Origin of the sequence: Streptococcus suis (assembly GCF_046032515.1) — a bacterium.
GTDB classification, from domain to species: domain Bacteria; phylum Bacillota; class Bacilli; order Lactobacillales; family Streptococcaceae; genus Streptococcus; species Streptococcus suis_AL.
This window is the reverse complement of record NZ_JARQPJ010000002.1, coordinates 149,880-175,798: the sequence shown is the minus strand read 5'-3', so window position 1 is coordinate 175,798 and position 25,919 is coordinate 149,880. Positions and strand designations below refer to the sequence as shown.

22 protein-coding genes and 2 pseudogenes are annotated in these 25,919 nt (G+C 40.6%); 17 read left to right on the top strand and 7 right to left on the bottom strand.

From position 1 onward, the window contains the following. The first annotated feature begins 943 nt into the window (after positions 1-943). The 5 genes from P7J49_RS02080 (at position 944) to serB (ending at position 7,361) form a co-directional block, all read left to right on the top strand. Entirely contained in the window at positions 944-2,173 is a 1,230-nt protein-coding gene (locus P7J49_RS02080; protein WP_408569109.1) for an FtsW/RodA/SpoVE family cell cycle protein, read from the top strand. A 14-nt stretch (positions 2,174-2,187) separates the two neighbouring features. Next, complete coding sequence (locus P7J49_RS02075; protein ID WP_043027307.1) at positions 2,188-2,727, top strand: DJ-1 family glyoxalase III; 540 nt, start codon at positions 2,188-2,190, stop codon at positions 2,725-2,727. A gap of 181 nt (positions 2,728-2,908) precedes the next feature. Further along, positions 2,909-4,861 (top strand): DNA topoisomerase (ATP-hydrolyzing) subunit B, encoded by a 1,953-nt coding sequence (gene gyrB, locus P7J49_RS02070; protein ID WP_002939427.1) that lies wholly within the window; start codon positions 2,909-2,911, stop codon positions 4,859-4,861. A gap of 88 nt (positions 4,862-4,949) precedes the next feature. Beyond that, complete coding sequence (gene ezrA / locus P7J49_RS02065; RefSeq protein ID WP_408569107.1) at positions 4,950-6,674, top strand: septation ring formation regulator EzrA; 1,725 nt, start codon at positions 4,950-4,952, stop codon at positions 6,672-6,674. A 51-nt stretch (positions 6,675-6,725) separates the two neighbouring features. After that, positions 6,726-7,361, top strand: coding sequence for a phosphoserine phosphatase SerB (serB, locus tag P7J49_RS02060; RefSeq protein WP_024386271.1), 636 nt, complete (start codon positions 6,726-6,728; stop codon positions 7,359-7,361). A gap of 173 nt (positions 7,362-7,534) precedes the next feature. Here the strand turns inward: serB and P7J49_RS02055 are convergent, their stop codons facing one another. Next, complete coding sequence (locus P7J49_RS02055) at positions 7,535-8,185, bottom strand: HAD family hydrolase (RefSeq protein ID WP_029186555.1); 651 nt, start codon at positions 8,183-8,185, stop codon at positions 7,535-7,537. A gap of 107 nt (positions 8,186-8,292) precedes the next feature. Here P7J49_RS02055 and P7J49_RS02050 point away from each other — a divergent pair, with 107 nt between their 5' ends. After that, positions 8,293-9,420, top strand: a complete 1,128-nt coding sequence (locus tag P7J49_RS02050) for a glycerate kinase (protein WP_029186556.1) — start codon at positions 8,293-8,295, stop codon at positions 9,418-9,420. Then, a complete protein-coding gene (locus tag P7J49_RS02045; RefSeq protein ID WP_029186557.1) occupies positions 9,411-9,638 on the top strand; it encodes a hypothetical protein in 228 nt (75 codons plus the stop codon). Before P7J49_RS02050 ends, P7J49_RS02045 begins: the two co-directional genes overlap by 10 nt. 9 nt (positions 9,639-9,647) lie before the next feature. Here P7J49_RS02045 and P7J49_RS02040 read toward each other — a convergent pair whose 3' ends face one another. Then, on the bottom strand, positions 9,648-10,100 hold the full coding sequence (locus tag P7J49_RS02040) for a DUF1694 domain-containing protein (RefSeq protein ID WP_029186558.1): 453 nt from the start codon (positions 10,098-10,100) through the stop codon (positions 9,648-9,650). Positions 10,101-10,249: 149 nt separating this feature from the next. Here P7J49_RS02040 and eno point away from each other — a divergent pair, with 149 nt between their 5' ends. Next, positions 10,250-11,557 (top strand): surface-displayed alpha-enolase, encoded by a 1,308-nt coding sequence (gene eno / locus P7J49_RS02035; protein ID WP_002935704.1) that lies wholly within the window; start codon positions 10,250-10,252, stop codon positions 11,555-11,557. 337 nt (positions 11,558-11,894) lie between these two features. Further along, complete coding sequence (locus tag P7J49_RS02030; protein ID WP_408569104.1) at positions 11,895-12,536, top strand: HAD family hydrolase; 642 nt, start codon at positions 11,895-11,897, stop codon at positions 12,534-12,536. Positions 12,537-12,568: 32 nt separating this feature from the next. Here P7J49_RS02030 and P7J49_RS02025 read toward each other — a convergent pair whose 3' ends face one another. Continuing rightward, positions 12,569-12,748 carry a hypothetical protein gene (locus P7J49_RS02025; RefSeq protein WP_408569113.1) on the bottom strand — a complete coding sequence of 60 codons (180 nt, stop codon included), beginning with the start codon at positions 12,746-12,748 and terminating at the stop codon, positions 12,569-12,571. Between the two features lie 55 nt (positions 12,749-12,803). On the opposite strand from P7J49_RS02025, the pseudogene P7J49_RS02020 reads away from it, so the two are divergent. Together P7J49_RS02020 and P7J49_RS02015 are read left to right on the top strand one after the other, a co-directional pair. Beyond that, positions 12,804-14,159 (top strand): annotated as a pseudogene (locus P7J49_RS02020) (ISLre2 family transposase). A gap of 10 nt (positions 14,160-14,169) precedes the next feature. Then, positions 14,170-14,862: pseudogene (locus P7J49_RS02015) on the top strand (IS5 family transposase); the annotation flags it as partial. A gap of 446 nt (positions 14,863-15,308) precedes the next feature. Here the strand turns inward: P7J49_RS02015 and P7J49_RS02010 are convergent. From P7J49_RS02010 to P7J49_RS01995, 4 genes are read right to left on the bottom strand one after another with little or no spacing between them, the layout of a single operon-like run. Further along, on the bottom strand, positions 15,309-15,968 hold the full coding sequence (locus P7J49_RS02010; protein ID WP_408569102.1) for an amino acid ABC transporter permease: 660 nt from the start codon (positions 15,966-15,968) through the stop codon (positions 15,309-15,311). Positions 15,969-15,982: 14 nt separating this feature from the next. Continuing rightward, positions 15,983-16,681 (bottom strand): amino acid ABC transporter permease, encoded by a 699-nt coding sequence (locus P7J49_RS02005; RefSeq protein ID WP_013730248.1) that lies wholly within the window; start codon positions 16,679-16,681, stop codon positions 15,983-15,985. A gap of 14 nt (positions 16,682-16,695) precedes the next feature. Next, the gene (locus P7J49_RS02000) at positions 16,696-17,535 is read right to left on the bottom strand and encodes a transporter substrate-binding domain-containing protein (RefSeq protein ID WP_408569100.1); all 840 of its coding nucleotides are present in this window, start codon (positions 17,533-17,535) and stop codon (positions 16,696-16,698) included. Between the two features lie 10 nt (positions 17,536-17,545). After that, positions 17,546-18,307 carry an amino acid ABC transporter ATP-binding protein gene (locus P7J49_RS01995; protein WP_408569098.1) on the bottom strand — a complete coding sequence of 254 codons (762 nt, stop codon included), beginning with the start codon at positions 18,305-18,307 and terminating at the stop codon, positions 17,546-17,548. Positions 18,308-18,504: 197 nt separating this feature from the next. Between P7J49_RS01995 and yycF the strand changes: the two genes are divergently transcribed. The 6 genes from yycF (at position 18,505) to recR (ending at position 25,875) form a co-directional block, all read left to right on the top strand. Continuing rightward, positions 18,505-19,209, top strand: a complete 705-nt coding sequence (yycF, locus tag P7J49_RS01990; protein ID WP_004298854.1) for a response regulator YycF — start codon at positions 18,505-18,507, stop codon at positions 19,207-19,209. Then, positions 19,202-20,551 (top strand): cell wall metabolism sensor histidine kinase VicK, encoded by a 1,350-nt coding sequence (vicK, locus tag P7J49_RS01985; protein ID WP_408569096.1) that lies wholly within the window; start codon positions 19,202-19,204, stop codon positions 20,549-20,551. The genes yycF and vicK overlap by 8 nt, the downstream gene beginning before the upstream one ends. Before the next feature lie 6 nt (positions 20,552-20,557). After that, positions 20,558-21,361, top strand: a complete 804-nt coding sequence (locus tag P7J49_RS01980) for an MBL fold metallo-hydrolase (protein ID WP_408569094.1) — start codon at positions 20,558-20,560, stop codon at positions 21,359-21,361. A 356-nt stretch (positions 21,362-21,717) separates the two neighbouring features. Further along, positions 21,718-23,103 carry an ABC-F type ribosomal protection protein Vga(F) gene (gene vga(F), locus P7J49_RS01975; protein ID WP_408569093.1) on the top strand — a complete coding sequence of 462 codons (1,386 nt, stop codon included), beginning with the start codon at positions 21,718-21,720 and terminating at the stop codon, positions 23,101-23,103. A gap of 91 nt (positions 23,104-23,194) precedes the next feature. Beyond that, a complete protein-coding gene (gene pbp2b / locus P7J49_RS01970) occupies positions 23,195-25,270 on the top strand; it encodes a penicillin-binding protein PBP2B (RefSeq protein ID WP_024384903.1) in 2,076 nt (691 codons plus the stop codon). Positions 25,271-25,278: 8 nt separating this feature from the next. Then, the gene (gene recR, locus P7J49_RS01965; RefSeq protein ID WP_002935848.1) at positions 25,279-25,875 is read left to right on the top strand and encodes a recombination mediator RecR; all 597 of its coding nucleotides are present in this window, start codon (positions 25,279-25,281) and stop codon (positions 25,873-25,875) included. The last annotated feature ends 44 nt before the right edge of the window (positions 25,876-25,919 follow it).

The following is a 25,919-nucleotide window of genomic DNA, read 5'->3' as shown; positions in this document are numbered from 1 at the left end:
GAGATAATAATGTTGGCTTTGCATATCATTCTCTCATTTCGTGGTTGTTTTGAGTTTATGATACGCAAAGTTTTTTTATTTGGATAGAATTAACTAGCACAACGGGTAGTATTTGGGATTAAATATCAATCATAAAAATATGGTTGCTTACACGTTGCCATGTGTAAGCGGGGAGAATTTGACAACAAAATAAACTATCTGATAAGATATACAAGCCCCCTTGAATTTACTGAAGGGAGGTGGTTTAGTTGCTAGAACTTATCCTCACAAGTATTCTAGCGCCGTTATTGGTTAATATCTTGACTGAAGTAGTTAAGTATTATTTAGACGATAACGACGACTAACCCCAAACAGGGGCAAACAAAAACCCTCAACGCTGGCACGTTGGGGGCTTTTTTGATTTAGTGCTAGAATTGTCCTCACAACAATTCTTTACACTATGATTATACCCCCATTATAGGTTATATGTCAATCAATTTGTATATTTCCACGCGCCGACCTGCTGGGGTTGGCGTTTTGCCGTAACATCGTAGAATAACAATAAAAGGCAGAATAAAAACTATTCCACCTTTTGTAATGACAAAATTAAAAAAGCCCTTAACTGTTGGCTGGCATACCACACAGGCAGCTTACGACAATACGCAGACACAAACAGAATTACAAGTAGCCTTTTCTGTGCTTAATATAGTAATTATTTAAAGAATAGCTGAAAGCCTTGATACGTATTTTATAATTTGTGCACTAGTAATACTCTTCGAAAATCAAAATTATCCGTTGTCAACTTACCTTGATGAACTCCAGTTCTATCTTCGACTTCGTTTCCTAGGCTACTTTTGATTTTCGTTGAGTATAAATCGTAACCCCACTGATGTAACTAGATTTTTAGTTTCAATGAGAGATGATTTCTGCTATAATGGAACGAGTAAGAATTTGAAGTGAAAGTATGAGGAAATTGATGAAAAATAGGGGAACAATCGATAGTCGAGTAGACTACTCACTTATTTTACCGGTCTTTTTTTTATTAGTTGTGGGGATTATTTCTCTCTACATTGCGGTTAGTCAAGATTATCCGGATAATGTTGTACAGATGGTTGGTCAACAAATTGCTTGGATAGGAATTGGAACAGTGGCAGCTTTTTTGGTCATGTTCTTTTCCACTAAGTTTCTGTGGCAAATCACACCTTACTTGTACGTACTTGGGCTAGGACTTATGGTATTGCCTTTGTTTTTCTACAGTCCAGACTTAGTAGCGTCAACGGGAGCAAAAAACTGGGTAACGATTGGTGGAATGACTCTTTTTCAACCATCTGAATTTATGAAAATAGCCTACATCATTATGTTGTCAAGGGTGATTGTCACCTTTCATAAATATTATCCAAATCGAAAAATTCGTGAGGATTTTATGTTGATTGGTTATATGACACTGTTTACTATCCCTGTCCTGGTTTTGTTGGCCTTACAGAAAGATTTAGGAACCTCCTTAGTATTTGTAGCAATCTTTAGCGGAATGCTTCTATTATCTGGAGTTTCTTGGAAAATTCTATTACCGACTGCCTTAACGGGGATCGTTTTGGTTGGTGGATTTATGCTGATTTTTATTTCTCCTGGTGGAACAACATTCCTCCACAATTTGGGGATGGATACTTATAAAATCAATCGTATTGCAGCCTGGCTTGATCCCTTTAAAAATGCCCAATCAACGACCTACCAGCAAGCTCAAAGTTTGATTGCTATCGGAAGTGGTGGCTTAAAAGGACTAGGTTTCAATAAAACAAATCTTCTTATACCTGTTCGAGAAAGTGATATGATTTTTACGGTGATTGGAGAGGACTTTGGTTTTATTGGTGGGACGGTATTGATTGTACTATACTTGTTGCTCATTTATCGAATGTTGCGGGTAACGTTGAAGTCAAATAATCGATACTATACCTACATATCAACTGGCTATATCATGATGCTCTTGTTCCATGTGTTTGAAAATGTTGGCGCTGCAACGGGTTTGTTGCCTTTAACAGGTATTCCTTTGCCGTTTATCTCCCAAGGTGGTTCGTCCATGGTTTCAAATCTGATTGGTATTGGTCTAGTGCTGTCAATGGGGTATCAGTCACGACTAGCTGATGAGAAGGAAACAAATCGATCACGTCGCTATAGAAAAATTACGATAAAACGTTAGAAAGTTGGTTTAGTATGATAAGAGTTGCGGTTGTTTTAGCCGATGGTTTTGAAGAAATCGAAGCATTGGCCCCTGTAGATGTATTCCGTCGAGCTCATTTTGACTGTCAGATTGTTGGTTTAGATAGTCATGAAGTGGAGGGATCGCACGGTATTCGTGTTCAAACTGACCAAGTCTTTGATGGAGACCTGTCTTCCTTTGATCTGATTGTTTTACCAGGAGGAATGCCAGGTTCTGTTCACCTTAGAGATTCAGAGTCACTGATTACGGAATTGCAAAGAGCGGTTGCATCAGGAAAATCAGTAGCAGCAATCTGTGCGGCTCCAATTGTTCTGGATAAGGCTGGTTTGTTAGATAGTCGTCACTATACATGTTTCCCAGGGAAAGAAAAAGACATTCCGTCAGGTATTCATCTGGAAGAGGATGTGGTCGTTGATGGTCCAATTATCACTAGCCGAGGTGCTGGAACAAGTTTGGATTTCGCCTATAAATTGGTTGATTTATTTGGTGGAGATGGAGAAAGCCTAGCTCAAACAATGGTTTATCATCGTTAAAGTAATGAAGAAGATGGAGCTAATGTTTCCTCTTCTTTTTTCTATCAAAATATTAGAAAATATGGTATAATAAAGGGTATTCGTTAGAATGATTTTTGCTCTAAAAATATGTCTCGCTTTTATCCAGATGGATTGGCTTTTCTATTTTTAAGGAGCAACAAATAGAAAATAAGGAAAAGAAATGACAGAAGAAATCAAAGATTTACAAGAGAAGGCTCAAGAATATGATGCCAGTCAGATTCAAGTCTTGGAAGGTCTTGAAGCTGTTCGAATGCGTCCAGGGATGTATATCGGCTCAACATCTAAAGAAGGTCTCCATCACTTGGTTTGGGAAATTGTCGACAACTCAATCGATGAGGCGCTGGCTGGTTTTGCGGATAAAATTGAAGTTTATATTGAGCCAGATAACTCCATCACGGTTATTGATAATGGACGTGGGATTCCGGTAGATATTCAGGAAAAAACTGGTCGTCCAGCGGTAGAAACTGTCTTTACAGTGCTCCATGCAGGTGGTAAATTTGGCGGAGGCGGTTATAAGGTCTCAGGGGGATTGCACGGCGTAGGTTCATCAGTCGTAAACGCCCTATCTACTCAGCTAGACGTTCATGTCTACAAAAATGGTCAGGTCTATTTCCAAGAGTATAAACGAGGTGAAGTCGTTGCAGATTTGGAGGTTGTTGGAGAAACAGACCGTTCTGGTACAACTGTACATTTTACACCTGACCCAGAAATTTTTACTGAGACGACTGAGTTCGACTTTGCAAAATTAAATAAGCGGATTCAAGAATTGGCCTTCCTAAATCGTGGTTTAAATCTCTCTATTACGGACAAACGTGAGGGAGTAGAGCAAACAAAGGAATATCACTATGAAGGTGGTATTGCTTCCTACGTTGAGTATCTTAATGAGAACAAGGATGTCATTTTTGAGACCCCTATCTATACAGAAGGGGAAATGGATGATATTACCGTTGAGGTTGCCATGCAATATACGACGAGTTATCATGAAAACGTAGTTAGTTTTGCCAACAATATTCACACGCATGAAGGTGGTACCCATGAGCAAGGATTCCGTACAGCTCTGACACGTGTTATCAACGACTACGCCAAGAAAAATAAAATTCTCAAAGAAAATGAGGATAATTTGACTGGTGAAGATGTGCGTGAAGGCTTGACAGCGGTCATTTCTGTTAAGCACCCAGGGCCTCAATTTGAGGGACAAACTAAGACAAAACTTGGGAATAGTGAAGTGGTCAAAATTACCAACCGCCTTTTCTCTGATGCCTTTGCAGAATTTCTTTTGGAAAATCCACAGATTGCTAGACGGATTGTTGAAAAAGGTATCTTGGCAAGCAAGGCTCGTATTGCTGCTAAGCGTGCGCGTGAGGTAACTCGTAAGAAATCGGGTCTTGAGATTTCAAACCTCCCAGGTAAGTTAGCGGACTGTTCCTCAAATGATGCAACGAAGACAGAGCTTTTCATCGTTGAGGGGGACTCAGCCGGTGGTTCAGCTAAATCCGGTCGCGACCGTGAATTTCAGGCTATTTTACCGATTCGTGGTAAGATTTTGAACGTAGAAAAAGCCAGCATGGACAAGATTTTGGCCAACGAAGAAATCCGTAGTCTATTTACAGCTATGGGAACTGGCTTTGGTGCGGATTTCGACGTTAGCAAGGCACGTTATCAAAAATTAGTCATTATGACAGATGCCGATGTCGATGGTGCCCATATTCGGACACTCCTTCTGACATTATTTTACCGCTACATGCGTCCTGTTGTAGAAGCGGGATACGTATATATCGCTCAACCACCTATTTACGGTATCAAGGTTGGAAGTGAGATAAAAGAATATATTCAACCTGGGGTTAATCAAGAGCAAGAATTGCAAGATGCCTTAGAAAGACATAGTACGGGACGGTCCAAGCCAACGATTCAACGTTACAAAGGTTTGGGAGAAATGGATGATCATCAGTTGTGGGAAACTACGATGAATCCTGAAAATCGTCTCATGGCACGCGTTTCAGTTGATGATGCGGCAGAAGCCGATAAGATTTTTGACATGCTAATGGGGGATAAGGTTGAACCTCGTCGAGAGTTTATCGAGGAAAATGCTGTTTATTCAACATTGGATGTCTAAAAACTAAAAAAACAAGTGCATATACTAGAGATTTATGGTATAATTAAGCGATATTTTCTAGTAATTACTATGAGCTAAGGAGATTTACATGCCTACAGGAACAATCATCTTAATCGTTTCGATTGTTATTATTTTAATCATTGCCTATGTAGCTTGCCTGATTGTTCGTAAACGAAATGACAACCTTTTGGTTGCATTGGAAGAACGTAAGGAAGAGCTATTTAACCTTCCAGTTAATGAAGAAGTCGAAGCTGTCAAAGTACTTCATTTGATTGGTCAAAGTCAGGTGTCATTCCGTGAATGGAATCAAAAATGGGTTGATTTGTCGCTCAATTCATTTGCCGACATTGAAAATCATATCTTTGAGGCAGAAGGTTATAACAATGCCTTTCGCTTTGTGAGTGCAAAGAACGCTATCGACAGTATCGAAAGCCAAATTGATTTAATTGAAGAAGACATCGCCTCTATCCGTCATGGTTTGATGGAGTTGAAGGAGCAAGAAGAGAAAAACTCTGGTCGCGTAAAACATGCGTTAAACTTGTTCGATAGTTTACAGGAAGCTGTTCGTGAAAATCCAGATAGCTACGGTGAGACATTACCAGAACTTGAGAAACAATTGAAAAATATTGAAGTTGAGTTTTCTGAATTTGTGATGCTCAATTCCTCAGGTGACCCGATTGAAGCTTCTGAAATCCTTGATAAGACTGAAGAGCATATGATTGCTCTCAATCAAATCATGGATCGCATTCCAAGTTTGATTGAACGAGTTACAAAAGACTTCCCAGAGCAATTGGAAGATTTGGAGTCGGGTTATCGGAAACTGGTTGAGCAGAATTATTTGTTCACAGAAGCTAACATCGAGTCACAGTTCCAAAATATTCGCGTTTCAATTCGTGAAAATACTGCTTTGATTGTTTCCTTTGATTTGGATGCGGCAGAAGCTGAAAATGAGGGAATTCAAGCAAAAATTGATCATTTGTATAAAGTCTTCAATCGTGAAATCGAAGCGAATAAGGAAGCTGTTAAGATTAGTAAAAACTTGCCAAAATTCTTGGAGCATGTTGTCCAAAATACACAGCTCTTGGATGAGGAAAGCCAACGCCTAAACGCAACTTACTTGCTGGCAGATAGCAAACTTTCACGGATCAATCAGCTTAAAGCTCGTTTGGAATCGATTGAAATTGTTGTTACAGAAAGTGTGGAAGACATTGAAAATCCACAAGTTGCATATTCTATTCTGGAAGAGCGTTTGGACCATTCATTGGCAAGCTTGAAAGAAATCGAAGAGGAGCAGCTTGTTTTAGCTGACTATCTTAAATCACAAGAATTGTCAGAGAACACAGCGCGTAAGAAAGCTACGCTTTATATCAACAAATTGCATACCCTTAAGCGTTATATGGAAAAACGCAACCTTCCAGGAATTCCAGCTGAATTTTTAACAAACTTCTTTAGAACGAGCGATCATGTGGAAGCCTTGATTGCCGAGTTAGACTATAAACGAATTAATATCGAAGTTGTTAACCGTTTGTTGGAAAATGCAACGTATGATATGAATCAATTGGAAGAGTTAGCGTATTTGATTGTGCAAAATGCGACTTTAACAGAGCAGTTGCTACAATACTCTAACCGTTATCGTTCATTCGATGAAAGTGTGCAAAAAGCATTTAACCGTTCATTATCAATTTTTGAAAAGGATTTTGATTACCAAGCAGCATTTGAAGAAATTTCATTTGCTTTGGAAACAGTTGAACCTGGTGTAACAGAGCGTTTTGTACGTTCATACGAAAAAACTCGCGAAGCCATTCGCTATTAGATAAAAAGCCATTTGGCTTTTTATTTTTATACTTTGAAAGGAATATCGGAAATGACAACTGGATTATTAGTTATGGATGTTGATTCAACATTAATTTTGGAAGAAGGAATAGATCTACTTGGAGAAGAGGCCGGTTTAGGAGAGCAAGTTGCAGCAATTACCGAACGTGCTATGCGTGGGGAATTGGATTTTGAAGAAGCCTTACGTGAACGTGTGGCGTTGTTAAAGGGATTGCCTGTTTCTGTGTTTGATCGAATTATCAAAAAAATCCACTTTACGCCTGGAGCAGCAGAATTAGTCTCAGAATTAAAAATGCGAGGCTATAAGGTAGCAGTAGTTTCAGGCGGGTTTCATGAAACAGTCGATCGACTAGCTGCACAGTTAGAGTTAGACTATGTTCGGGCTAATCGATTAGAAGTAGTGGATGGAGTATTGACGGGACAAGTATTGGGTGAAATTGTAACGAAAGATACTAAAAAAGCATGTTTAGAAGAATGGGCGGCAGAAAATGGGCTGAGTCTATCTCAAACGATTGCCATGGGGGATGGAGCAAATGATCTACCAATGATTCAACGAGCAGGAATTGGAGTAGCTTTCTGTGCTAAACCGATTGTCCAAGAACAGGCGCCCTACCAAATAAATGAAAAAAATCTCTATAAACTAATAGAGATTTTAGATAGTAAATAATGGTAGCGGGAAAGAACTCGACTGGTCAAAAAAAGAGTTCGTCTTCCCGCCCCCGCACAGTTGATTAGGTCAGATTCGGAGTGTAAAACACGAACAAATCTGCCAATCAACCACTGCGCTGAGATGTTGACACGAACCCTGAGAAGCGAAGTTGGTCTTTTTGCCCAGCCTCTTTATTCTGTTGTCAGTAAAATCCTTTTCAAATCTTGGACGGTTTCGACTATCATGGTGGCCCCAGCCTTTTCAAATTCCTGTTTGTTCCCATAGCCGTAAAGAACACCGATGGCGGGAAGTTGGTGTTTGCGTGCTCCTTCAATATCATGTTCTCTATCTCCAATCATCACAGCATGGTTTGGAAATGCTTCTAATTGATTTATAGCATAGCTGATGACGTCCGCCTTACTGATGCGACTACTATCCAGACTAGCACCGGCAATGACATCAAAGTAGTGAGCGATACCAAAATGTTCTAGGATCTGTTTGGCAAATATTTCTGGCTTTGAGGTAGCAATTACTAGTGTTTTTCCAGCTGTTCTCAATTCTTCAAGCAGAGGGATGATTCCAGGATAGAGTTGATTTTCAAACATTCCTTTTTCTTTAAAATAGACACGGAAAGCATCAACTGCACTTTGTGTATCTTCAGGGCTGAGTTGGTAGAATCGTGAAAAAGATTCATAGAGTGGCGGGCCGATGAATCGGTTTAAATTGGCTGTATCTGGTTCTTCGATTCCCATTTTTTCTAGTGCGTAGGCGACGGAGTTTAAGATTCCTTGTCCAGAATCAGTAAGTGTTCCATCTAAGTCAAATAATATAGTTTGATACATACTTATCTCCTTTCTTTCAGTATAACACAGACGATGAAAAACAGAAAAGATTTATTGAAAGCTGAATAGTAGTGTGATATACTAATAATATAAAGGAGGTTAGTATCATGCATATTCTCATTGCTCCGGATTCATTTAAAGAGTCTCTTTCAGCTACAAAGGTTGCTGAAGCGATTAAAAAAGGATTTTCTAAGGTTTATCCACAAGCAGGGTATGACTTAATTCCCCTAGGAGATGGTGGCGAAGGGACAGTTGAGAGTCTAATGCAGGCCTTATCCTTGGATGTAACCCAGACTTGGGTGACAGGTCCATTTGGAGATAAAATTAAGGTTTCCTATGCGGTTAAAGATGATCTTGCGGTTTTTGAAATGGCTAAGATTGTAGGGCTGGCAAGTATCCCGCATGGAAAAAGGAGTCCTCTCTTTATTAAGACACAAGGGGTTGGGGAGCTGATTGTAGAGCTCGTTCAAAATGGTGTTAAACGAATATTTATAGGAGTAGGTGGCTCTGCTAGTCATGATGGTGGTATCGGAATGGCGGCAGGTTTAGGAGTGAAATTTTATAATCGAGAGGGAAAAGAAGTAGAGGCAATTGGAGCTCATATCGGGGAGATTGTCAGTTTTTCCACAGAGGATATGTTGGTAGATTTATCTCAGGTCAGTATTGATTTGGTAACGGATGTGGAGAATCCGCTTTGTGGACCAGCGGGAGCCACATTTGTTTTTGCAGGTCAGAAAGGTCTTTCCTCTGCTGAATTTGAACCAGTAGACAAGAAAATGGAGTCCTTTTATAAATTAGTTAATCCAATGCTACTCGATTTAGCAGGAGCGGGTGCTGGAGGAGGTATGGCAGCAGGTTTAGTCCAATTTGCTGGTGCTCGCATTCAAAAAGGCATCGACTTTGTCTTGGACCAGTTGGATTTTGATCATCGCGTCGCCAAAGCGGATCTGGTTGTGATCGGAGAAGGGCGGATGGATGCCCAAAGCTTATCAGGGAAGACTCCGATAGGAGTAGCTAGACGTACGCCGACTGGGATTCCCATCATTGCAATTTGTGGTAGCCTCAAAGACGATCTTCCCGAGTTTCCTTTTGAAAATATCTGCGCCGCTTTTCCGATCATTGCAAGCGTTGAAAGTTTGGAGGACACGCTTCAAAAAGCAGAAAAAAACCTGGTCCGCACGGCAGAACAGGTGGCAAGAATTCTTCAGTTAGGAGGCCAACAAAGATGGAATTAGTGAAATATGTGGCTATTATCTTATTTATTTTTATTTGTCTTGCAAAGCTAGTATTCGTTTTGAGACTTTCCGAAAAAGAAAGAGGAATGGAAACGAATGTAATAAAGGCAAATGGAGCAATGTTCTTTTTCAATGAAAAAAATGAAAGAGGCAGATTGCTAGGAATCCTTTGTCTAACCTGTATTATTTTTACTTTAATATTTATACTGCTTTATTGATAAATCAGTCTAACCAAATAATTTTTTCCAGAAGGAAGATTTTGCATCTTCCTTTTTTTCTTCTGGCTTTGAGATAAGATTTGGAAATATGGATTCTAAGCTAACTTTTTCATTATCCACAGCGTGATTTGTGTGAAAGACAAGTGCGTAGGGAGACTGTCCTATTTTTTCATCGATGATAGCGGTAGTAATGCCGAAGTTCTGAGCAATTTTTAGTAGTGAAATTTGTTGCTTGTCAGACAGGGCTGGCGAGAGTTTGAGGAATAGAGGAGAGTAGCTGTTTGCTAGTTTTTGGCAAATTGTATCGAACTTATTTCCGACGACTTCACTACTCAAATCGTCAAAGGAAACGAGCAGGACAACCCGTTCGCGATAGGTTCCCATGTATAGACGTTGTTCATCTGGATTGAATCGTGTTTCGCCAGAGGCTTTCTGTAGTATGGTAGTATTTAAATCGTTCATGGTTTCAGTATAACATACTCAGTTAACTTTGAAAAGGAAGGCGTTTACATTATTTCTTTCAGTAAAATAACCTGTTTTTTCTTGAAAAATCCCTTCTTTTAGGGTATGATAGCTATGTAACAATTTTAAACTCAAAGGAGAGTAATATAATGTCAATTATTACTGATGTTTACGCTCGCGAAGTCCTTGACTCACGCGGTAACCCTACACTTGAAGTTGAAGTTTATACTGAATCAGGTGCTTTCGGACGTGGTATGGTTCCTTCAGGAGCTTCTACTGGTGAGCACGAAGCAGTTGAGCTTCGCGACGGTGACAAATCTCGTTACCTTGGTCTTGGTACTCAAAAAGCTGTTGACAACGTGAACAACGTGATTGCTGACGCTATCATCGGTTTTGACGTTCGTGATCAACAAGCTATCGACCGCGCTATGATCGCTCTTGACGGTACTCCTAACAAAGGTAAATTGGGTGCAAACGCAATCCTCGGTGTTTCTATCGCTGTTGCGCGTGCTGCTGCTGACTACCTTGAAGTGCCACTTTACACTTACCTTGGTGGATTCAACACTAAAGTATTGCCAACTCCAATGATGAACATCATCAACGGTGGTTCTCACTCAGACGCTCCAATCGCTTTCCAAGAATTCATGATCTTGCCAGTTGGCGCTCCTTCATTCAAAGAAGGTCTTCGTTGGGGTGCTGAAGTATTCCACGCTTTGAAGAAAATCTTGAAAGCTCGTGGTTTGGTAACAGCTGTTGGTGACGAAGGTGGTTTCGCTCCTAAGTTCGAAGGAACTGAAGACGGTGTTGAAACAATCATCGAAGCTATCGAAGCTGCTGGTTACGAAGCTGGCGAAAACGGCATCATGATCGGTTTCGACTGTGCGTCATCTGAATTCTACGACAAAGAGCGTAAAGTTTACGACTACACTAAATTCGAAGGTGAAGGCGCTGCTGTTCGTACATCTGCAGAACAAATCGACTACCTTGAAGAATTGGTTAACAAATATCCAATCATCACTATCGAAGATGGTATGGATGAAAACGACTGGGATGGCTGGAAAGCTCTTACTGAGCGTCTTGGCAAACGCGTTCAATTGGTTGGTGACGACTTCTTCGTAACAAACACTGACTACCTTGCACGTGGTATCAAAGAAGGTGCTGCTAACTCAATCCTTATCAAAGTTAACCAAATCGGTACTCTTACTGAAACATTTGAAGCTATCGAAATGGCTAAAGAAGCTGGTTACACTGCAGTTGTATCACACCGTTCAGGTGAAACTGAAGATTCAACAATCGCTGACATCGCAGTTGCAACTAACGCTGGCCAAATCAAGACTGGTTCATTGTCACGTACAGACCGTATCGCTAAATACAACCAATTGCTTCGTATTGAAGATCAACTTGGTGAAGTTGCAGTCTACAAAGGCTTGAACTCATTCTACAACTTGAAAAAATAAAACAGTCTGGGAGACTGTTTTATCCCTGAGCTAGCATAGCGAAGGTTATAATAAGAACAAGTCTGGAAATTTCCAGACTTGTTTTTTCCAAGTACAGTGTACTAATTTATCCCCGAGTTAGAATAACGAGGGTTATAGTAAAAACAAGTCCGAAGATTTTCGGACTTGTTTTCAATGTCTGGGAGACTGTTTTATCCCCGAGCTAGCATAGCGAGGGATTAGTAAAACTCTCTAGGTTTTCCAAGGGAGTTTTCTTTGCCTTGATATTGATAAAATGATATTCTAAAAAGGTAGATCAACTTAAGTATTCTCATGTTGAAAAGAGATGGAGAGTGGGATGATAGAGTGGATATTTTTTGATTTGGGTTCGACGCTTTTAGATGAAGAGACTGCTTATGGTTATTATATAGACAAGTGTGTGAAGAAGTTAGAGTCTCTGGATATAGAGGTTTCATCAGATTCTTATAAAAAGAAAATGGTGGAGTATGCTCATCAGTCGCTGGATCCCATTCGTGCGACCTGGCACTATTTTGCACCGACCGAGCCACGTCCTTTATGGACAAATGAGGGTGTGAGCCTGTATCCTGAAACAATAGATGCTCTAGAGAAGTTATCACAAAACTATCGATTGGGGATTGTTGCCAATCAGTCTAGTAGTGTTAGAGATCTGCTTAAAGAGTGGGGAATTGAGTCTTATTTTCAACTCATCATCCTCTCTGAAGAGGTTGGGCTATCTAAACCAGATACAACTATTTTCACACTTGCCTTGCAAAAAGCAAACATCCCTGCAGATAGAGTTGTCTATGTCGGGGATAGGTATGATAATGATATTCTACCTGCTAAATCTTTGGGAATGTGGACTGTACGGATACTGACAGGTTTTGGGAAGCATGCCCGTGAAAATGAAAAATTGAAGAGCGATTGGGTAGTTCCTTCATTGCAAGAGATAACAAATATTTTTGAACAAACAAAAAACTAGACTGAACATTCTCAGCCTAGTTTTTACATGTATTAGAACAAGCCTTTAACTTTATCTAAAAGACCGTTAACACCTTCAGAACCTGATAACAAGCCTTTTGCCTGTTCCAAGTATTCACCAAATTGGTCTTTGTTTTCTTCGATAAATTGTTTTGCACCATCAAAGGTTAGTGTAAAATAATTCTCGGAAAAATGTTTACAAGTTTTCAAAATAAAAAAGTCCTATATCCTAGGAAGTGCGTAAATAACCTAGAAGGATATAGAACCCATGACTATTGTAGCAGAGATTTGTGAAATTTTAAAGAGTAGTGTTCATTTAGCTGAGTTTGACAAGAGTGTCATGCAGTTGATGAGTCAGTTATTGACTAAATCTGTGAGAGAATCCTTGGAACGTTTGGACAAGGAAATTATCCAGTCTTATCTCTCGGATGGATGGGAGATAGACCGTTTAGAAGAGCGTCAGCTGACTTTCTTGTTTGGGACGGTTTCGTTTAAGCGTCGTCGGTTACGAAAAGCTGGGGAAAAGAGATTCTTGCCTTTGGATAAGGTTATAGGGTTGAATTCTAGAGAACGTTATAGTCCTAGTTTCAATGAAAAACTTAGCCTTTTAGCGACAGGAATGACCTATCGTCAGGCCTCCCAAAGTTTATATCTTCTGACAGATATTGAGATGAGTCACCAAGGGATTCACAACCTTGTCCAGCGTGTTGGTGAGAAGGTGGTCAATAGCCAAGTAGAGCCTACAGAAACTGAGTTAAAACGCCCTGAATTTCTCTTTATTTAGGGTGATGGTGTTTGGATTGGTAGTCAAGATAAAGGGAAACACTTGGAGTTGAAACGTGGCTACATTCATGAAGGTGTGAGACGTTCTGGCAAGCGTGGCGAATTGATTAACCCTGTCTATTTCGGTTGTTTTGGTACAAGTCAGGACTTGTTTAAGCAAATGAGTGACTACCTCCAAATGCACTATGACCTGAGGTATACGGTTATTGTTGCCAATAGTGACGGCGGCTCTGGCTACGAAGCTCACAAGTTCGAAGACATGCTTGGACGACACAAGAGCTTTGACTACTGCCTTGATTCCTACCACGTTATGAAGTATGTTACTGGAAAATTAGGCTTTGATAAAAGCTTGTTACAAGCGGTGCGGAAGTGTGTAAAAGCCCATGACTGTGAGCAACTGGTCTTGATTTTAGACACGGCAGAATCCGTTTTGGAAGATGAGAAACAACTTGAAAAGCTATTGGCAGTCAAGTCTTATTTGATGAGCCATTGGGGAGCCATCAAGCCCTTCAAACTACGGGATTTGGGCGTTAGTGATGGTGTAGGAACCTGTGAAAGTGGGCATCGATTTTACAGCTACCGCATCAAGAAACAGGGTCGAAACTGGAAAAAACGAGGCGTGAGTCATCTAGTTGCCATCATGACAGCACAGAAGAATGGAACTTTTGAGGCTTTATATCGTAGTTCTAGCCCACATCAAGTCTTTAGTGACAAGGTTGCAATCAGTATGCGCCAAGTACTAAAAAAACTACCGCACGAGCCTCATAGGGTACCTCAAGCAAGCATTGCTTTGAACGGTGCTACCAGCACTCCGATTGGTCAACTCAAGAAATGGATATAGGACTTTGAAAACTTTCCGAGAGAAACTTGACATAAACAAGTCAGGTCGTGAAAAGGAGTTGTTCGATTTGTTCTATGCCCATCTCATAGATGAAGGGGTGATTGCCCATTCAGGTCAGATTGTGGATGCTACCTTTGTCGAATGCCCTAAACAAAGCAATTCACATGAGGACAATCAGAAAATCAAGAAAGGCGAAAAGATAGAAGGTTGGAATAAGACTAAACGGAGCCAAAAAGACGTAGATGCGACTTGGACACGCAAAGGTGATGTCCGCTATTTTGGCTATAAAAACCATATTTGTGTCGATAGAAAATCAAAACTTATCAAAAATTATGAGGTCACAACAGCTAGTGTACACGACTCCAATGTCCTAGCCCCTCTTTGTGATGCCAATGAAGCGGTTTTTGATGACAGTGCTTATGTTGGAAAATCAGTACCAGAAGGTTGTCGCCACCACACGATTCGTCGTGCGTTTAGAAATAAACCGTTGACTGAGACTGATAAGGTCATTAATCGACATATTGCCAAAGTCCGTTGTCGCGTTGAGCATGTTTTTGGCTTTATTGAAATGAGCATGAAAGGTAGCATCTGTCGAGCAATTGGGAAGGTACGAGCTAAAACCAATGTGACCTTAACCAACTTGCTCTATAATATCTGTCGTTTTGAGCAAATCAAACGACTAGGATTGCCATCGTGGGCTTAGTGCGCCCAAAAATAGGAAAATAAGCAAAAAGTAAGCTTCGAAAGCGAAGCTTACTGGAAATAATGCTTACAATTAGGGCTTACTTAACAACTACTTGAAGTTTTTAGAGGTGCCCGAAAAAGATAATTACAGTAAAGATAAATTATCGAAGCAAGTAATGTATAATTATCAAAATATTTCCTTTGAAAATTTTGATAGTTTGTTTAAAAATGTTGAGAAAATTATCCAACATAATTTCCTGAAACGAGTATTTAAAAAATAAAGGAAACGAGGAAAATTTATTATTACAATATCTAATATCCTTGTTATAATTGCTAGAGAAGCCCCTATTATTAAAAAACGAGCAATTCCAATTTGGAGTTGCTCGTTTTTCACGCTTTACAATTATAATAACAACAAAACAACTAGCAAGCTAGAGTTGGCCGTAGATCATTTTATGCTAGAAATTATTCAATACTGCTAGCCCAAGACTTAGCCACATAACGTGACAGGCTTGAAATGGCGAAATTGATGACAAAGTAGATGAGAGCAACCATGAGATAGAGAGCAAAAACTTGCTCCGCCTCAAAGTAGCGTCCCATGAGGATTTGACTCGAACCGAAGAGTTCTTGCAGGGCGATAACGGAGTAGAGGAAACTAGTGTCCTTGATGACCGTTACAATCTGCGAGATGATGGCTGGCAGCATCTTGCGGATAGCCTGTGGCATGATGATATAGACCATGATTTGCACTGGTGTAAAACCCTGTGACAAACCAGCTTCGGTCTGGCCCGGTCCGATGGCGTTTAGACCACCACGGATAATCTCGGCCATGGCTGCCGTGGTAAAAATAGTAAAAGCAGTAATACCAGCAGGCGTTGACTTCATTTGGAAGACTAAGAAGACGGTGAAAATCCAGAGCAAGTTTGGCACATTACGTACAAATTCGATATAGATGGTTGCAATCCACTTGAAAATTGGATTTTTTCCATTTCGCATAATGGCCAAAATCATACCAAACAGGACAGACAAGACCACGGAAATACTGGAAATATAGAGAGTGAGTTTCAAGCCGTTCCACAAGAGTTGGAAGGTTGAAGGTTTGAGTAATTCTAAAACATAATTCATCGTTCAACCTCCTTCTAGTGTGAAAAAGCTGACTTATTCTTTTCTTCAATGCGACGTCCCCAGCTTGCAACAGGGAAGCACATGATGAAGTAAAGGAAAGCAGCACCAGCAAAGGCTGGAATGTAGTTGGCATTCATGGCAGACCAAGATTTTGTCATAAACATAATATCAGCTCCAGAAATAATGGCAACAGTAGCCGTATTCTTAATTAAGTTTACTACTTGGTTGGTCAAAGGTGGAAGAATGGTCGGAATGGCCTGTGGTAAAATGATGATTCGCATGGTTTCAGACTGAGTAAATCCTTGTGAAAGTGCGGCTTCAGTCTGCCCAGTAGGCACAGCCTCAATCCCTGCACGAATGACCTCTGCGATATAGGCACCGTGATAGAGTCCGACGCAGATAACAGCAGTCCAGTAAATGGATGGCATAAGAACGTAGTTAGAAATTAGTGGTAGTCCATAATAAACAATCATGAACTGAACCAACAGCGGCGTGTTCTGATAGTATTCAACATAGACACGTGCGATGATTTTTAAAACTTTATTTTTACTTGAAGAGAGACTACCAAAGACAATTCCTAAAAACATGGCCATGATAAAGGCACCGACAGAAATGGCTAAGGTAAAGAGAAATCCTTGGAAAAAAGTTGGAAAATCCTTGAAATAACTGACCCAATTCTCCCAAGCGTAAGGACTAGTTGTTAAAACTGTCATATTGTTTCACCTTTCTATTCGTCAGTTTCTGTGACTGGTTTGAGGCCATTGGCATCATAGATGCTTTGTAGGCTACCATCGGCAGTCCATTTTTCTACGAGACTATTTAAGTAGTCGTTAAGGTCTTTGTTAGATAATTTAGTAACAATTCCATAGTCAGAAGCTGAGAAGCTAAAGTCCATGAGTTCTGATTTTGAGCTGATATACCCAGAAAGGATAGATTGGTCTACTGAGAATGCATCTGTACGGTGAGCGCGTAGCGAGACAGAGAGTTCTGGATAAGAACCAAGCTCTGCAAAATTGACAGAGATACCATATTTGTCTGCTAGTTCAGAGATGAGGGTACGTGTAATGGAACCCTGAGCTACTCCGATTGTCTTTCCATCCAGGTCGGTAAATGTCTTAATTCCGCTATCCTTATTGACCAAGAAGCCAACGGCATCTGTGTAGTAAGGAGTTGTGAAATTGTAGAGGAGTTTACGTTCCTCAGTGATGGTAAAAGTTGCGATGACCATATCCACTTGACCGTTATCTAAGAGTGGTCCTCGGGTTTGCGCTGTAACGGGAGTAAATTCGATCTCTACACCTAATTCATCTGCAATTTTACGAGCAATGTCAATCTCCATTCCCTCAAATTCACCAGTATCAGGGTTCTTGTAGCCAAAGTTTGGGACGTCCTGTTTCACTCCGACGCGGAGCACGCCTCTATCAATGATAGCTTGAACTTGATCACTGTTGGTGATGGCTGCGGGTGTTTCTGTTTGAGCTACTGGTTGTTTTGCGAAAACGAGAAGAATAAGTCCAAAGACCAATAATCTAATTGCAAAGAAAATGTTGATTTTTTTCTTATCCATAGACTTCCTCCTAGAGTTTTACTTTGTCAGATTCGTGGTTGATAATCTTGCTGAGGAATTGTTGGGCACGAGGCTCTGTCGGATTGTCAAAGAAGCCATTCACATCTGTTGTATCAACTAAAACTTCTCCCTCAGCCATGAAGATGATGCGATCAGCTACTTCACGAGCAAAGCCCATTTCGTGTGTTACGACAATCATGTTCATCCCGTCACGTGCCAATTTTTGCATAACTGCAAGTACATCTCCGATCGTTTCAGGGTCCAAGGCAGATGTTGGTTCATCGAAGAGTAGAAGCTCAGGTTTCATAGCTAAGCCGCGAGCGATGGCGACACGTTGTTTTTGGCCTCCGGATAGCATAGCAGGGTAGGAATCCTTCCGATCCCAGAGGTTAACAAATTCAAGATACTTTTGAGCGGTTTTTTCAGCCGTAGCTTTATCGATTCCCAAAACCTTAATCGGTGCCAAGGTAACATTTTCTAACACGGTTTTGTGTGGGTAAAGGTTGAAATGCTGGAAAACCATACCAACTTCTTTGCGAAGTGATACGAGCTCTTTGATAGAAGTAGAGGAAATATCATGTCCATTGACGATGAGTGTTCCTTCATCAATTGCCTCTAAACCGTTAATCGTGCGAATGAGAGTAGATTTTCCGGATCCGGAAGGTCCAAGGAGAACGACAACCTGTCCAGGTTCGAATTCCAAGTTGATATTGCGAAGGGCGTGGTAGTCACCGTAGTATTTATTGATATTTTTAAATTCTACTAAAGCCATGAGATTCTCCTTGTGTATAGTTTTCTGAGCTATGAATAATATAGTAGCACTGTAGATTAGGAATGTCAAGTAAATTCTGACAATTTAATGTGTCGTATGTCAGAAAATGTGACATAACTGTGTCGGATGGTTTTGAAATATGAATTTTTTAGGTAAGTTTGATATAATAGAAGAAATAAAATAAAGGTAATAAAAAAATGAAGAAAATATTAATCGTTGATGATGAAAAACCAATCTCAGATATTATTAAGTTTAATATGACGCGTGAGGGATATGAAGTTGTGACAGCTTTCGATGGACGTGAAGCCTTGGAAGTATTTGAGGCTGAGTTTCCTGACATTGTCATTTTGGACTTGATGCTGCCAGAATTGGACGGACTAGAGGTCGCTCGAACGATTCGTAAGACCAGCAATGTTCCAATCTTGATGTTATCTGCTAAAGATAGCGAATTTGATAAGGTTATCGGGCTTGAAATCGGGGCGGATGATTATGTGACCAAGCCCTTCTCTAATCGTGAATTGCAGGCGCGTGTTAAGGCTCTTCTTCGTCGTAGTGAATTGGCAGAGACGCAGACAAATATTGAGTCAACAGGAACTCCAGAGTTGGTGATTGGCGATTTGGTCATTCTGCCTGATGCGTTTGTCGCTAAGAAGCATGGCAAAGAGCTGGAGCTGACCCATCGTGAGTTTGAATTGCTCCACCATTTGGCCAAACACTTAGGTCAGGTTATGACTCGAGAACATCTATTGGAAACAGTTTGGGGTTATGATTACTTTGGTGATGTCCGCACGGTGGATGTAACGATTCGTCGTCTGCGTGAGAAAATTGAAGATACACCAAGCAGACCAGAATACATTCTTACTCGTCGCGGAGTGGGATATTTTATAAAAGGAAATGATTAATCAATTACGTTATTTAATGACCACGGCAGAATTTTGGTTTGTTGTCATTTTGATTGGATTTCTAATTGCTCTGACGGTCCTTTTGATTGAAAACTATCGGGATAATAAGCAAATTAAACAACTCAATCAAAAAGTCAATGCCTTAATTGAGGGGAATTATGCAGATGTGTTAGACATGAGGGGAAGTCCTGAAATCACAGACATGGCGAATTCTCTTAATGATTTGTCGGAGGTCATCCGCTTAACTCATGATAATTTAGAACAAGAAAAGACACGTCTGACTTCCATCCTGTCCTATATGAGTGACGGTGTTATTGCTACAGACCGTATCGGACGGATCATCATGATTAACGATATGGCCCAGAAACAGTTGGGGCTTTCTAGCCCAAAGCAGGAGCAGTATCATCTGCTAGAGGTTTTAGATTTATCAGACCGTTATACATTGAGAGATTTGTTGGCTCAGACACCTGAGATTGTGATTGATCACACCAATGAAAACGAAGAATTTTTGACTTTACGCGCTAATTTTGCCACGATTCGTAGTGAGAGTGGTCTGATTTCTGGCTTGGTTGTCGTCTTACATGATATGACCGAGCAGGCCAAGGAAGAACGGGAACGTAGGCTCTTTGTGTCAAATGTGAGTCATGAATTGCGTACGCCATTGACTTCCGTCAAATCCTATCTAGAGGCTCTGGATGAGGGAGCGCTGACGGAGTCTGTTGCACCGAGTTTTGTTAAGGTATCCTTAGATGAGACCAACCGCATGATGCGGATGATTACAGACCTCCTAAGTTTATCGCGTATTGATAATCAGGTTGGTCAGATAGATGTCGAACTGATAAACTTTACTGCTTTTGTGACCTTTATTCTTAACCGTTTTGACCAAATGAAAAATGCTGATTCTGATAAGGTCTATACGATTGTTCGTGACTATCAAATCAGTCCTATTTGGGTTGAGATTGATACAGATAAGATGACTCAGGTTTTGGATAATATCTTAAATAATGCCATTAAATATTCGCCAGACGGCGGGACAATTACCTTTAGTATGAAAACAACAGACAATCAGTTAATTGTTTCGATTTCGGATGAGGGCTTGGGGATTCCGAAGGCTGATTTGCCGAAAATTTTTGACCGCTTTTATCGTGTGGATAAGGCGCGTTCCCGTGCTCAAGGTGGTACAGGTCTCGGGTTGGCTATTGCTAAAGAAATTGTCAAACAACACCAAGGCTTCATCTGGGCTAAGAGTGAGTATGGCCATGGTTCAACATTTACAATTGTTTTACCATATAGCAAGGATATTGCCTTGGATGAGTGGGATGATTCAGATGAGGAAGAATAGGAGAGCATGATAGGAAAAGGTTTTAATTACAGTATTTTAGCGTCTGGTTCCAGTGGAAATTGCTTTTACTTGGAAACAGATCAGAAGAAAATCTTGGTGGATGCGGGTTTATCTGGGAAAAAAATTACCAGTCTTTTAGCAGAAATTGACCGCAAGCCAGAAGACATTGATGCCATTCTAGTGACGCATGAACATAGTGATCACATCCATGGTATTGGTGTTTTAGCTCGTAAGTATGGTATGGATATTTATGCCAATGAATTGACTTGGCAGGCTATGGAGAGCAAATTGGGTAAGATTGATGTGGCTCAAAAACATATCTTCGAATTGGGTGCTATGAAGACTTTTGGCGACCTAGATATTGAGTCCTTTGGAGTTAGCCATGATGCGGCCTGTCCGCAATTTTACCGTTTTATGAAGGATGACAAGTCCTTTGTCATGCTGACGGATACGGGTTATGTCAGCGATCGGATGGCGGGGATTGTAGCCAATGCCGATGCTTATTTGATTGAATCCAATCATGATGTCGAAATCTTACGTTCGGGTTCTTACTCTTGGAACCTCAAACAACGGATTTTATCAGATAAGGGCCATCTTTGTAACGAAGATGGTGCTGATGCCATGATTCGCTCGTTGGGAAATCGGACCAAAAAGATTTACCTCGGGCATTTATCAAAGGAAAATAATATCAAGGAATTGGCCCACATGACCATGGTTAATCAGTTAGCACAGGCTGATTTAGGAGTTGGAGTAGATTTTCAAGTCTATGATACATCGCCAGATACAGCGACTGCCTTGACCAAGATTTGACAATTGATACAAACTAAGTTATACTAAAAATACTAATTATACGAGGTGAAGTTACATGAATAATTAAGCTACTTATTAGTCGTTCTTAAAACTTGTTGAAAATCAATTATTTGATAATTTAGTCTTTTAGTTTGCTTTTAGTACTAGGCAACGAGCTGCAGGCTGTACTGAAGTACGGCAAAGCGAGTTAACGAAGTGATAGAAGATAAACTAAATGACTACACAAGGGATAAGATTGCTCATAAGGGCTTACTATTCGTGTGACTTTTTCCATAGGGAAAGGTCATGTTTTGCATGGCTTTTTTCTTGTTCATTGAGCAGAATAGGGGCCCTTTTTGTGAAGAAAAGAGGTCTATATGGAAGTAATGAAATGTATTCAATTAGAGAAGGAATTTGCGGGACGAAGTTTGTTTACAATCAAGCAGTTGAGCCTTCAAGCTGGTCAAAAGGTTGGTTTGGTTGGAAATAACGGTGTTGGCAAGTCTACTTTTTTGAAAATCTTGCTGGGACTAGATAGGGATTTTGCTGGTCAGATTGAGGTAAAAGCAGACTGGGCCTATGTGCCCCAGTTACAGGAAAGGAGCTTGCTTTCAGGTGGGGAACAGGTTTGGAAGTCTATTCAAGAGGCTTTTGCCCAAAGACCGCAGTTGTTAATTATGGATGAACCGACAGCTAACCTAGACTATGAACACCAGGAAAAGCTGATCAAACAAATCAAACGCTATCGTGGCAGCCTACTGGTTGTCAGCCATGATCGGCATTTTCTCAATCAAATAGCCAGTCACATTTGGCATTTGGAAGAAGGAACTATTCAGGTTTATCCTGGGAATTACGAGGCATTTGTAGAAAGTCGCCGAGCTAAGCGAGAAGGTCAGCAGGAGGCCTATGAAGCCTATCAGAAAAAAGTCGCTCAACTGAAAAAAGCCCAGCAAGAGCGTCAGGCAAAGGCTCAGAAGATGGGGAAGAGAAAGAAAGGTGTTTCATCGTCTGAGTGGAAGGTTAATGCCATGATGGGTTCCTATGACAGTCAAGCCAAGTCTATGGCCAAGACTGCCAAGCATTTGGAAAAACGGATGGAGCGTTTGGACAAGGTTGAACAACCCAGAAAGGAAACGTGGGTAAAGATGGAAGCGAAAGGTGCCTTGGATACTGGTCTTCACAGTCTCTTTCGCTTACAGGCTGGTCAGCTCTGGATTGGGGAAAAATATTTATTTGATTTTCCTCAGCTTGGTATGACTTTTGGGGATAAGCTAGCTTTGGTTGGGTCAAATGGTTCTGGGAAAACAAGCTTTGTTCGGAAACTGATTTCAAAAGAATTAGAAGGCTACTACAATCCAAAATTAAAAATTGCATATTTCTCCCAGGATTTGACAAGTCTCAATGAAGAAGAAACAGCCTTTGTGAATGCTAGCTCGACGTCGCTTCAAGATAGGGTAACGGTTCTCAATTTATTAGGCATGTTGGGACTCTCTTACGATAAGGCCCAGCAGAAGGTGGCAAATTTATCAGGTGGTGAACGTGTTCGGCTTTCCTTGGCCAAGGTCTTGTTATCGGATGCCAATCTTTTGATAGTAGATGAGCCTACAAATTATTTGGACATTATAGCCATAGAAGCTCTGGAGAAATTTTTGCAGGAATACCAGGGAAGTGTCCTCTTGATTTCCCATGATCAACAGTTTGTGGAAACATCTGTTCACAGTCAATGGGAGATAGTGCAAGCTTGTCTCGTGAAGAAATCATAAGAAAATATATTCTGAAAAGGAGGCTCTGTCTAAAAAATATTTTTTGCCTGTGGTATAATAAGAAGGATATTTCTAGAATGAGGTCTTTGAAGTGAAAAAAAGAAAGAACAAGCCTTTGGAACACGATGGAAATTTTATTTCCCTTCGTTTAAATATTTTATTTTCTATCGTGATTTTCCTTTTCCTAGTTTTGATATTGCGTCTGGCAGATATGCAGATTATCAATCATGATTTTTATAGTAATAAGCTGTCTACTGCCAGTCAGAAAATCATCAGCAATGGCTCTATCCGTGGGCAGATTTACGATGCACAGGGAAAACCTTTGGTTGAAAACGAGATTCAGCAGGTTGTCTCCTTCACACGTTCCAACAAGATGTCTGCTCAGGAAATGAAAGAAGTAGCTAATAAACTTTTGCAGTGGGTCAATGTGTCGGACGTAACAATTACTCAACGTGATAAGGCAGACTATTATTTAGCGGATGAAGAAGTTTATCGTCAGGTAGTCGAGGCCTTGCCAGAAGATAAAAAATACGATTCTGATGGCAACTACCTGAGTGAATCGACAATTTATTCTAATGCGGTTGATAGTATCCCTGCTGAAGCATTACAATATTCTGAGCAAGATAGCAAGGCGATTGAACTATTTAAGCAGATGAATGGAGCTACTTACTTCTCTACTGTTAATTTGGTAACAGATACTCTAACTGCTGAACAGGTTGCTCATATCGTAGCCAATGAAAGTCAACTTCCAGGCATTTCAACGACTAACAACTGGCAACGGACGATTTTACCAACTTCCCTCAGCTCTATTATTGGTACAGTAACGAGTGAACAGGCTGGTTTGCCTGCGGAAGATGCGGAATACTATCTCTCCAAGGGCTACTCATCAAATGACCGTGTGGGAACTGCCTACCTCGAGAAACAATATGAAGAAGTATTGCAAGGTCAACGTGAGAAAAAACAAATTAATCTAGATCGAAATGGAAATGTCGAAAGTATTGAGACAATCCAAGAAGGACAGCAGGGAAATAATATTAAACTGACTATTGATTTAGCCTTTCAAGATGGGGTCAATGCTATTTTGAAAAAATACTTTGAAAGTGAGCTGGCTACTGGTAGTGCACTTTACTCGGAAGGAGTTTATGCAGTCGCATTGGAACCTTCAACAGGTGCGGTGCTTGCCATGTCTGGATACAGTCATGAAAAAGGAGCAGGTAGCATAACAGAAGATGCCCTCGGTACTATTACAAGTGTTTTCACACCAGGTTCCATCGTCAAAGGAGCGACAATCAGCTCTGGTTGGGAAAATGGAGTAATCAGTGGCAATCAAGTGCAGTTAGACGAACCAATCTATTTTGCAGGTTCAGCACCAATTACATCTTGGTATGGGGCCTATGGTAGTTTTAATATTGATGCGACAGAGGCTCTGGAATATTCTTCTAACGTCTACATGGTTAAGATTGCTTTGGGACTACTTGGTCAGACCTACTCAGCTAACATGTATTTGAATGATGGCGATACATTGACAAATGCCATGACTAAGCTTCGTTCGACTTTTGCTGAGTATGGTTTAGGTGCGTCAACAGGTATTGACCTTCCACTCGAATCTACAGGATTTTTACCGGAAGAGTATTCGACAGCCAACTTTATTACCAACGCTTTTGGACAGTTTGATAACTATACACCGATGCAGATGGCACAGTATGCAGCGACCATTGCGAATAATGGAACACGGATTTCTCCACACCTCGTTGAGGGAATTTATGGGAATAATGCCCAAGGTGGTTTGGGAGAATTAATTGAAACCGTATCTGGTAAGGAGATGAATCAGGTTAATATTTCCGCTGAGGACATGTCTCTTCTTCGTCAAGGTTTCTACCAAGTTGTCAATGGTAGTGGGCGCTTTAATACAGGTAGTGCTATCGGTCGTGGTGCGGCTGTGACCATCAGTGCCAAGACTGGTACAGCCGAAACCTATACAACGACAGCTTCTGGGGATGTGGTTACTGCGGTCAATACCAACGTTGTTGCTTATGCACCTAGTGATAATCCTCAAATTGCGGTAGCAGTTGTCTTACCAAATTTGACCAATCAAAGTTCAACAACTACTAAGACAATTACTCAAGAAATTATCAATTTATATCAATCACTTCACCCAATGAATTAAGGAGGCTTATGCTTTACCCTACACCTATTGCTAAGTTAATTGATAGTTATTCTAAATTGCCAGGTATCGGTATAAAAACGGCTACCCGTTTAGCTTTTTATACTATTGGCATGGAGGATGATGTCGTTAATGAATTTGCGAAAAATTTATTGGCAGCCAAGCGAGACCTATCTTATTGCTCTATTTGTGGTAATTTGACAGATCAGGACCCCTGTGCCATTTGCCAAGACTCAACGCGAGACCAATCTACTATTTTGATTGTAGAGGATAGTCGAGATGTTACAGCTTTGGAAAATATTCAAGAATACCACGGTCTTTATCATGTCTTGCATGGCTTGATTTCCCCCATGAATGGTATCGGACCAGATGATATTAATTTGAAAACCCTCCTCACTCGCCTGATGGACAATGAGGTTACAGAAGTTATTGTGGCGACCAATGCAACAGCAGATGGAGAGGCTACATCTATGTATATCTCGCGTGTCCTCAAACCTGCGGGAATCAAAGTAACCCGACTAGCTCGTGGTTTAGCGGTAGGCAGTGATATTGAATATGCAGATGAAGTGACCCTGTTGAGGGCTATTGAAAACCGCACAGAGCTATAGCTGTTCTGTAGTTAGATACGTTCCTAATTTTAAGATAGGATAGA

What these genes read in the sequence shown, in the direction of transcription:
- P7J49_RS02080 (WP_408569109.1), top strand. Translation starts at nt 944, where the DNA reads ATGAGGAAATTGATGAAAAATAGGGGAACAATCGATAGTCGAGTAGAC.
- P7J49_RS02075 (WP_043027307.1), top strand. Translation starts at nt 2,188, where the DNA reads ATGATAAGAGTTGCGGTTGTTTTAGCCGATGGTTTTGAAGAAATCGAA.
- gyrB (WP_002939427.1), top strand. Translation starts at nt 2,909, where the DNA reads ATGACAGAAGAAATCAAAGATTTACAAGAGAAGGCTCAAGAATATGAT.
- ezrA (WP_408569107.1), top strand. Translation starts at nt 4,950, where the DNA reads ATGCCTACAGGAACAATCATCTTAATCGTTTCGATTGTTATTATTTTA.
- serB (WP_024386271.1), top strand. Translation starts at nt 6,726, where the DNA reads ATGACAACTGGATTATTAGTTATGGATGTTGATTCAACATTAATTTTG.
- P7J49_RS02055 (WP_029186555.1), bottom strand. Translation starts at nt 8,185, where the DNA reads ATGTATCAAACTATATTATTTGACTTAGATGGAACACTTACTGATTCT.
- P7J49_RS02050 (WP_029186556.1), top strand. Translation starts at nt 8,293, where the DNA reads ATGCATATTCTCATTGCTCCGGATTCATTTAAAGAGTCTCTTTCAGCT.
- P7J49_RS02045 (WP_029186557.1), top strand. Translation starts at nt 9,411, where the DNA reads ATGGAATTAGTGAAATATGTGGCTATTATCTTATTTATTTTTATTTGT.
- P7J49_RS02040 (WP_029186558.1), bottom strand. Translation starts at nt 10,100, where the DNA reads ATGAACGATTTAAATACTACCATACTACAGAAAGCCTCTGGCGAAACA.
- eno (WP_002935704.1), top strand. Translation starts at nt 10,250, where the DNA reads ATGTCAATTATTACTGATGTTTACGCTCGCGAAGTCCTTGACTCACGC.
- P7J49_RS02030 (WP_408569104.1), top strand. Translation starts at nt 11,895, where the DNA reads ATGATAGAGTGGATATTTTTTGATTTGGGTTCGACGCTTTTAGATGAA.
- P7J49_RS02010 (WP_408569102.1), bottom strand. Translation starts at nt 15,968, where the DNA reads ATGAATTATGTTTTAGAATTACTCAAACCTTCAACCTTCCAACTCTTG.
- P7J49_RS02005 (WP_013730248.1), bottom strand. Translation starts at nt 16,681, where the DNA reads ATGACAGTTTTAACAACTAGTCCTTACGCTTGGGAGAATTGGGTCAGT.
- P7J49_RS02000 (WP_408569100.1), bottom strand. Translation starts at nt 17,535, where the DNA reads ATGGATAAGAAAAAAATCAACATTTTCTTTGCAATTAGATTATTGGTC.
- P7J49_RS01995 (WP_408569098.1), bottom strand. Translation starts at nt 18,307, where the DNA reads ATGGCTTTAGTAGAATTTAAAAATATCAATAAATACTACGGTGACTAC.
- yycF (WP_004298854.1), top strand. Translation starts at nt 18,505, where the DNA reads ATGAAGAAAATATTAATCGTTGATGATGAAAAACCAATCTCAGATATT.
- vicK (WP_408569096.1), top strand. Translation starts at nt 19,202, where the DNA reads ATGATTAATCAATTACGTTATTTAATGACCACGGCAGAATTTTGGTTT.
- P7J49_RS01980 (WP_408569094.1), top strand. Translation starts at nt 20,558, where the DNA reads ATGATAGGAAAAGGTTTTAATTACAGTATTTTAGCGTCTGGTTCCAGT.
- recR (WP_002935848.1), top strand. Translation starts at nt 25,279, where the DNA reads ATGCTTTACCCTACACCTATTGCTAAGTTAATTGATAGTTATTCTAAA.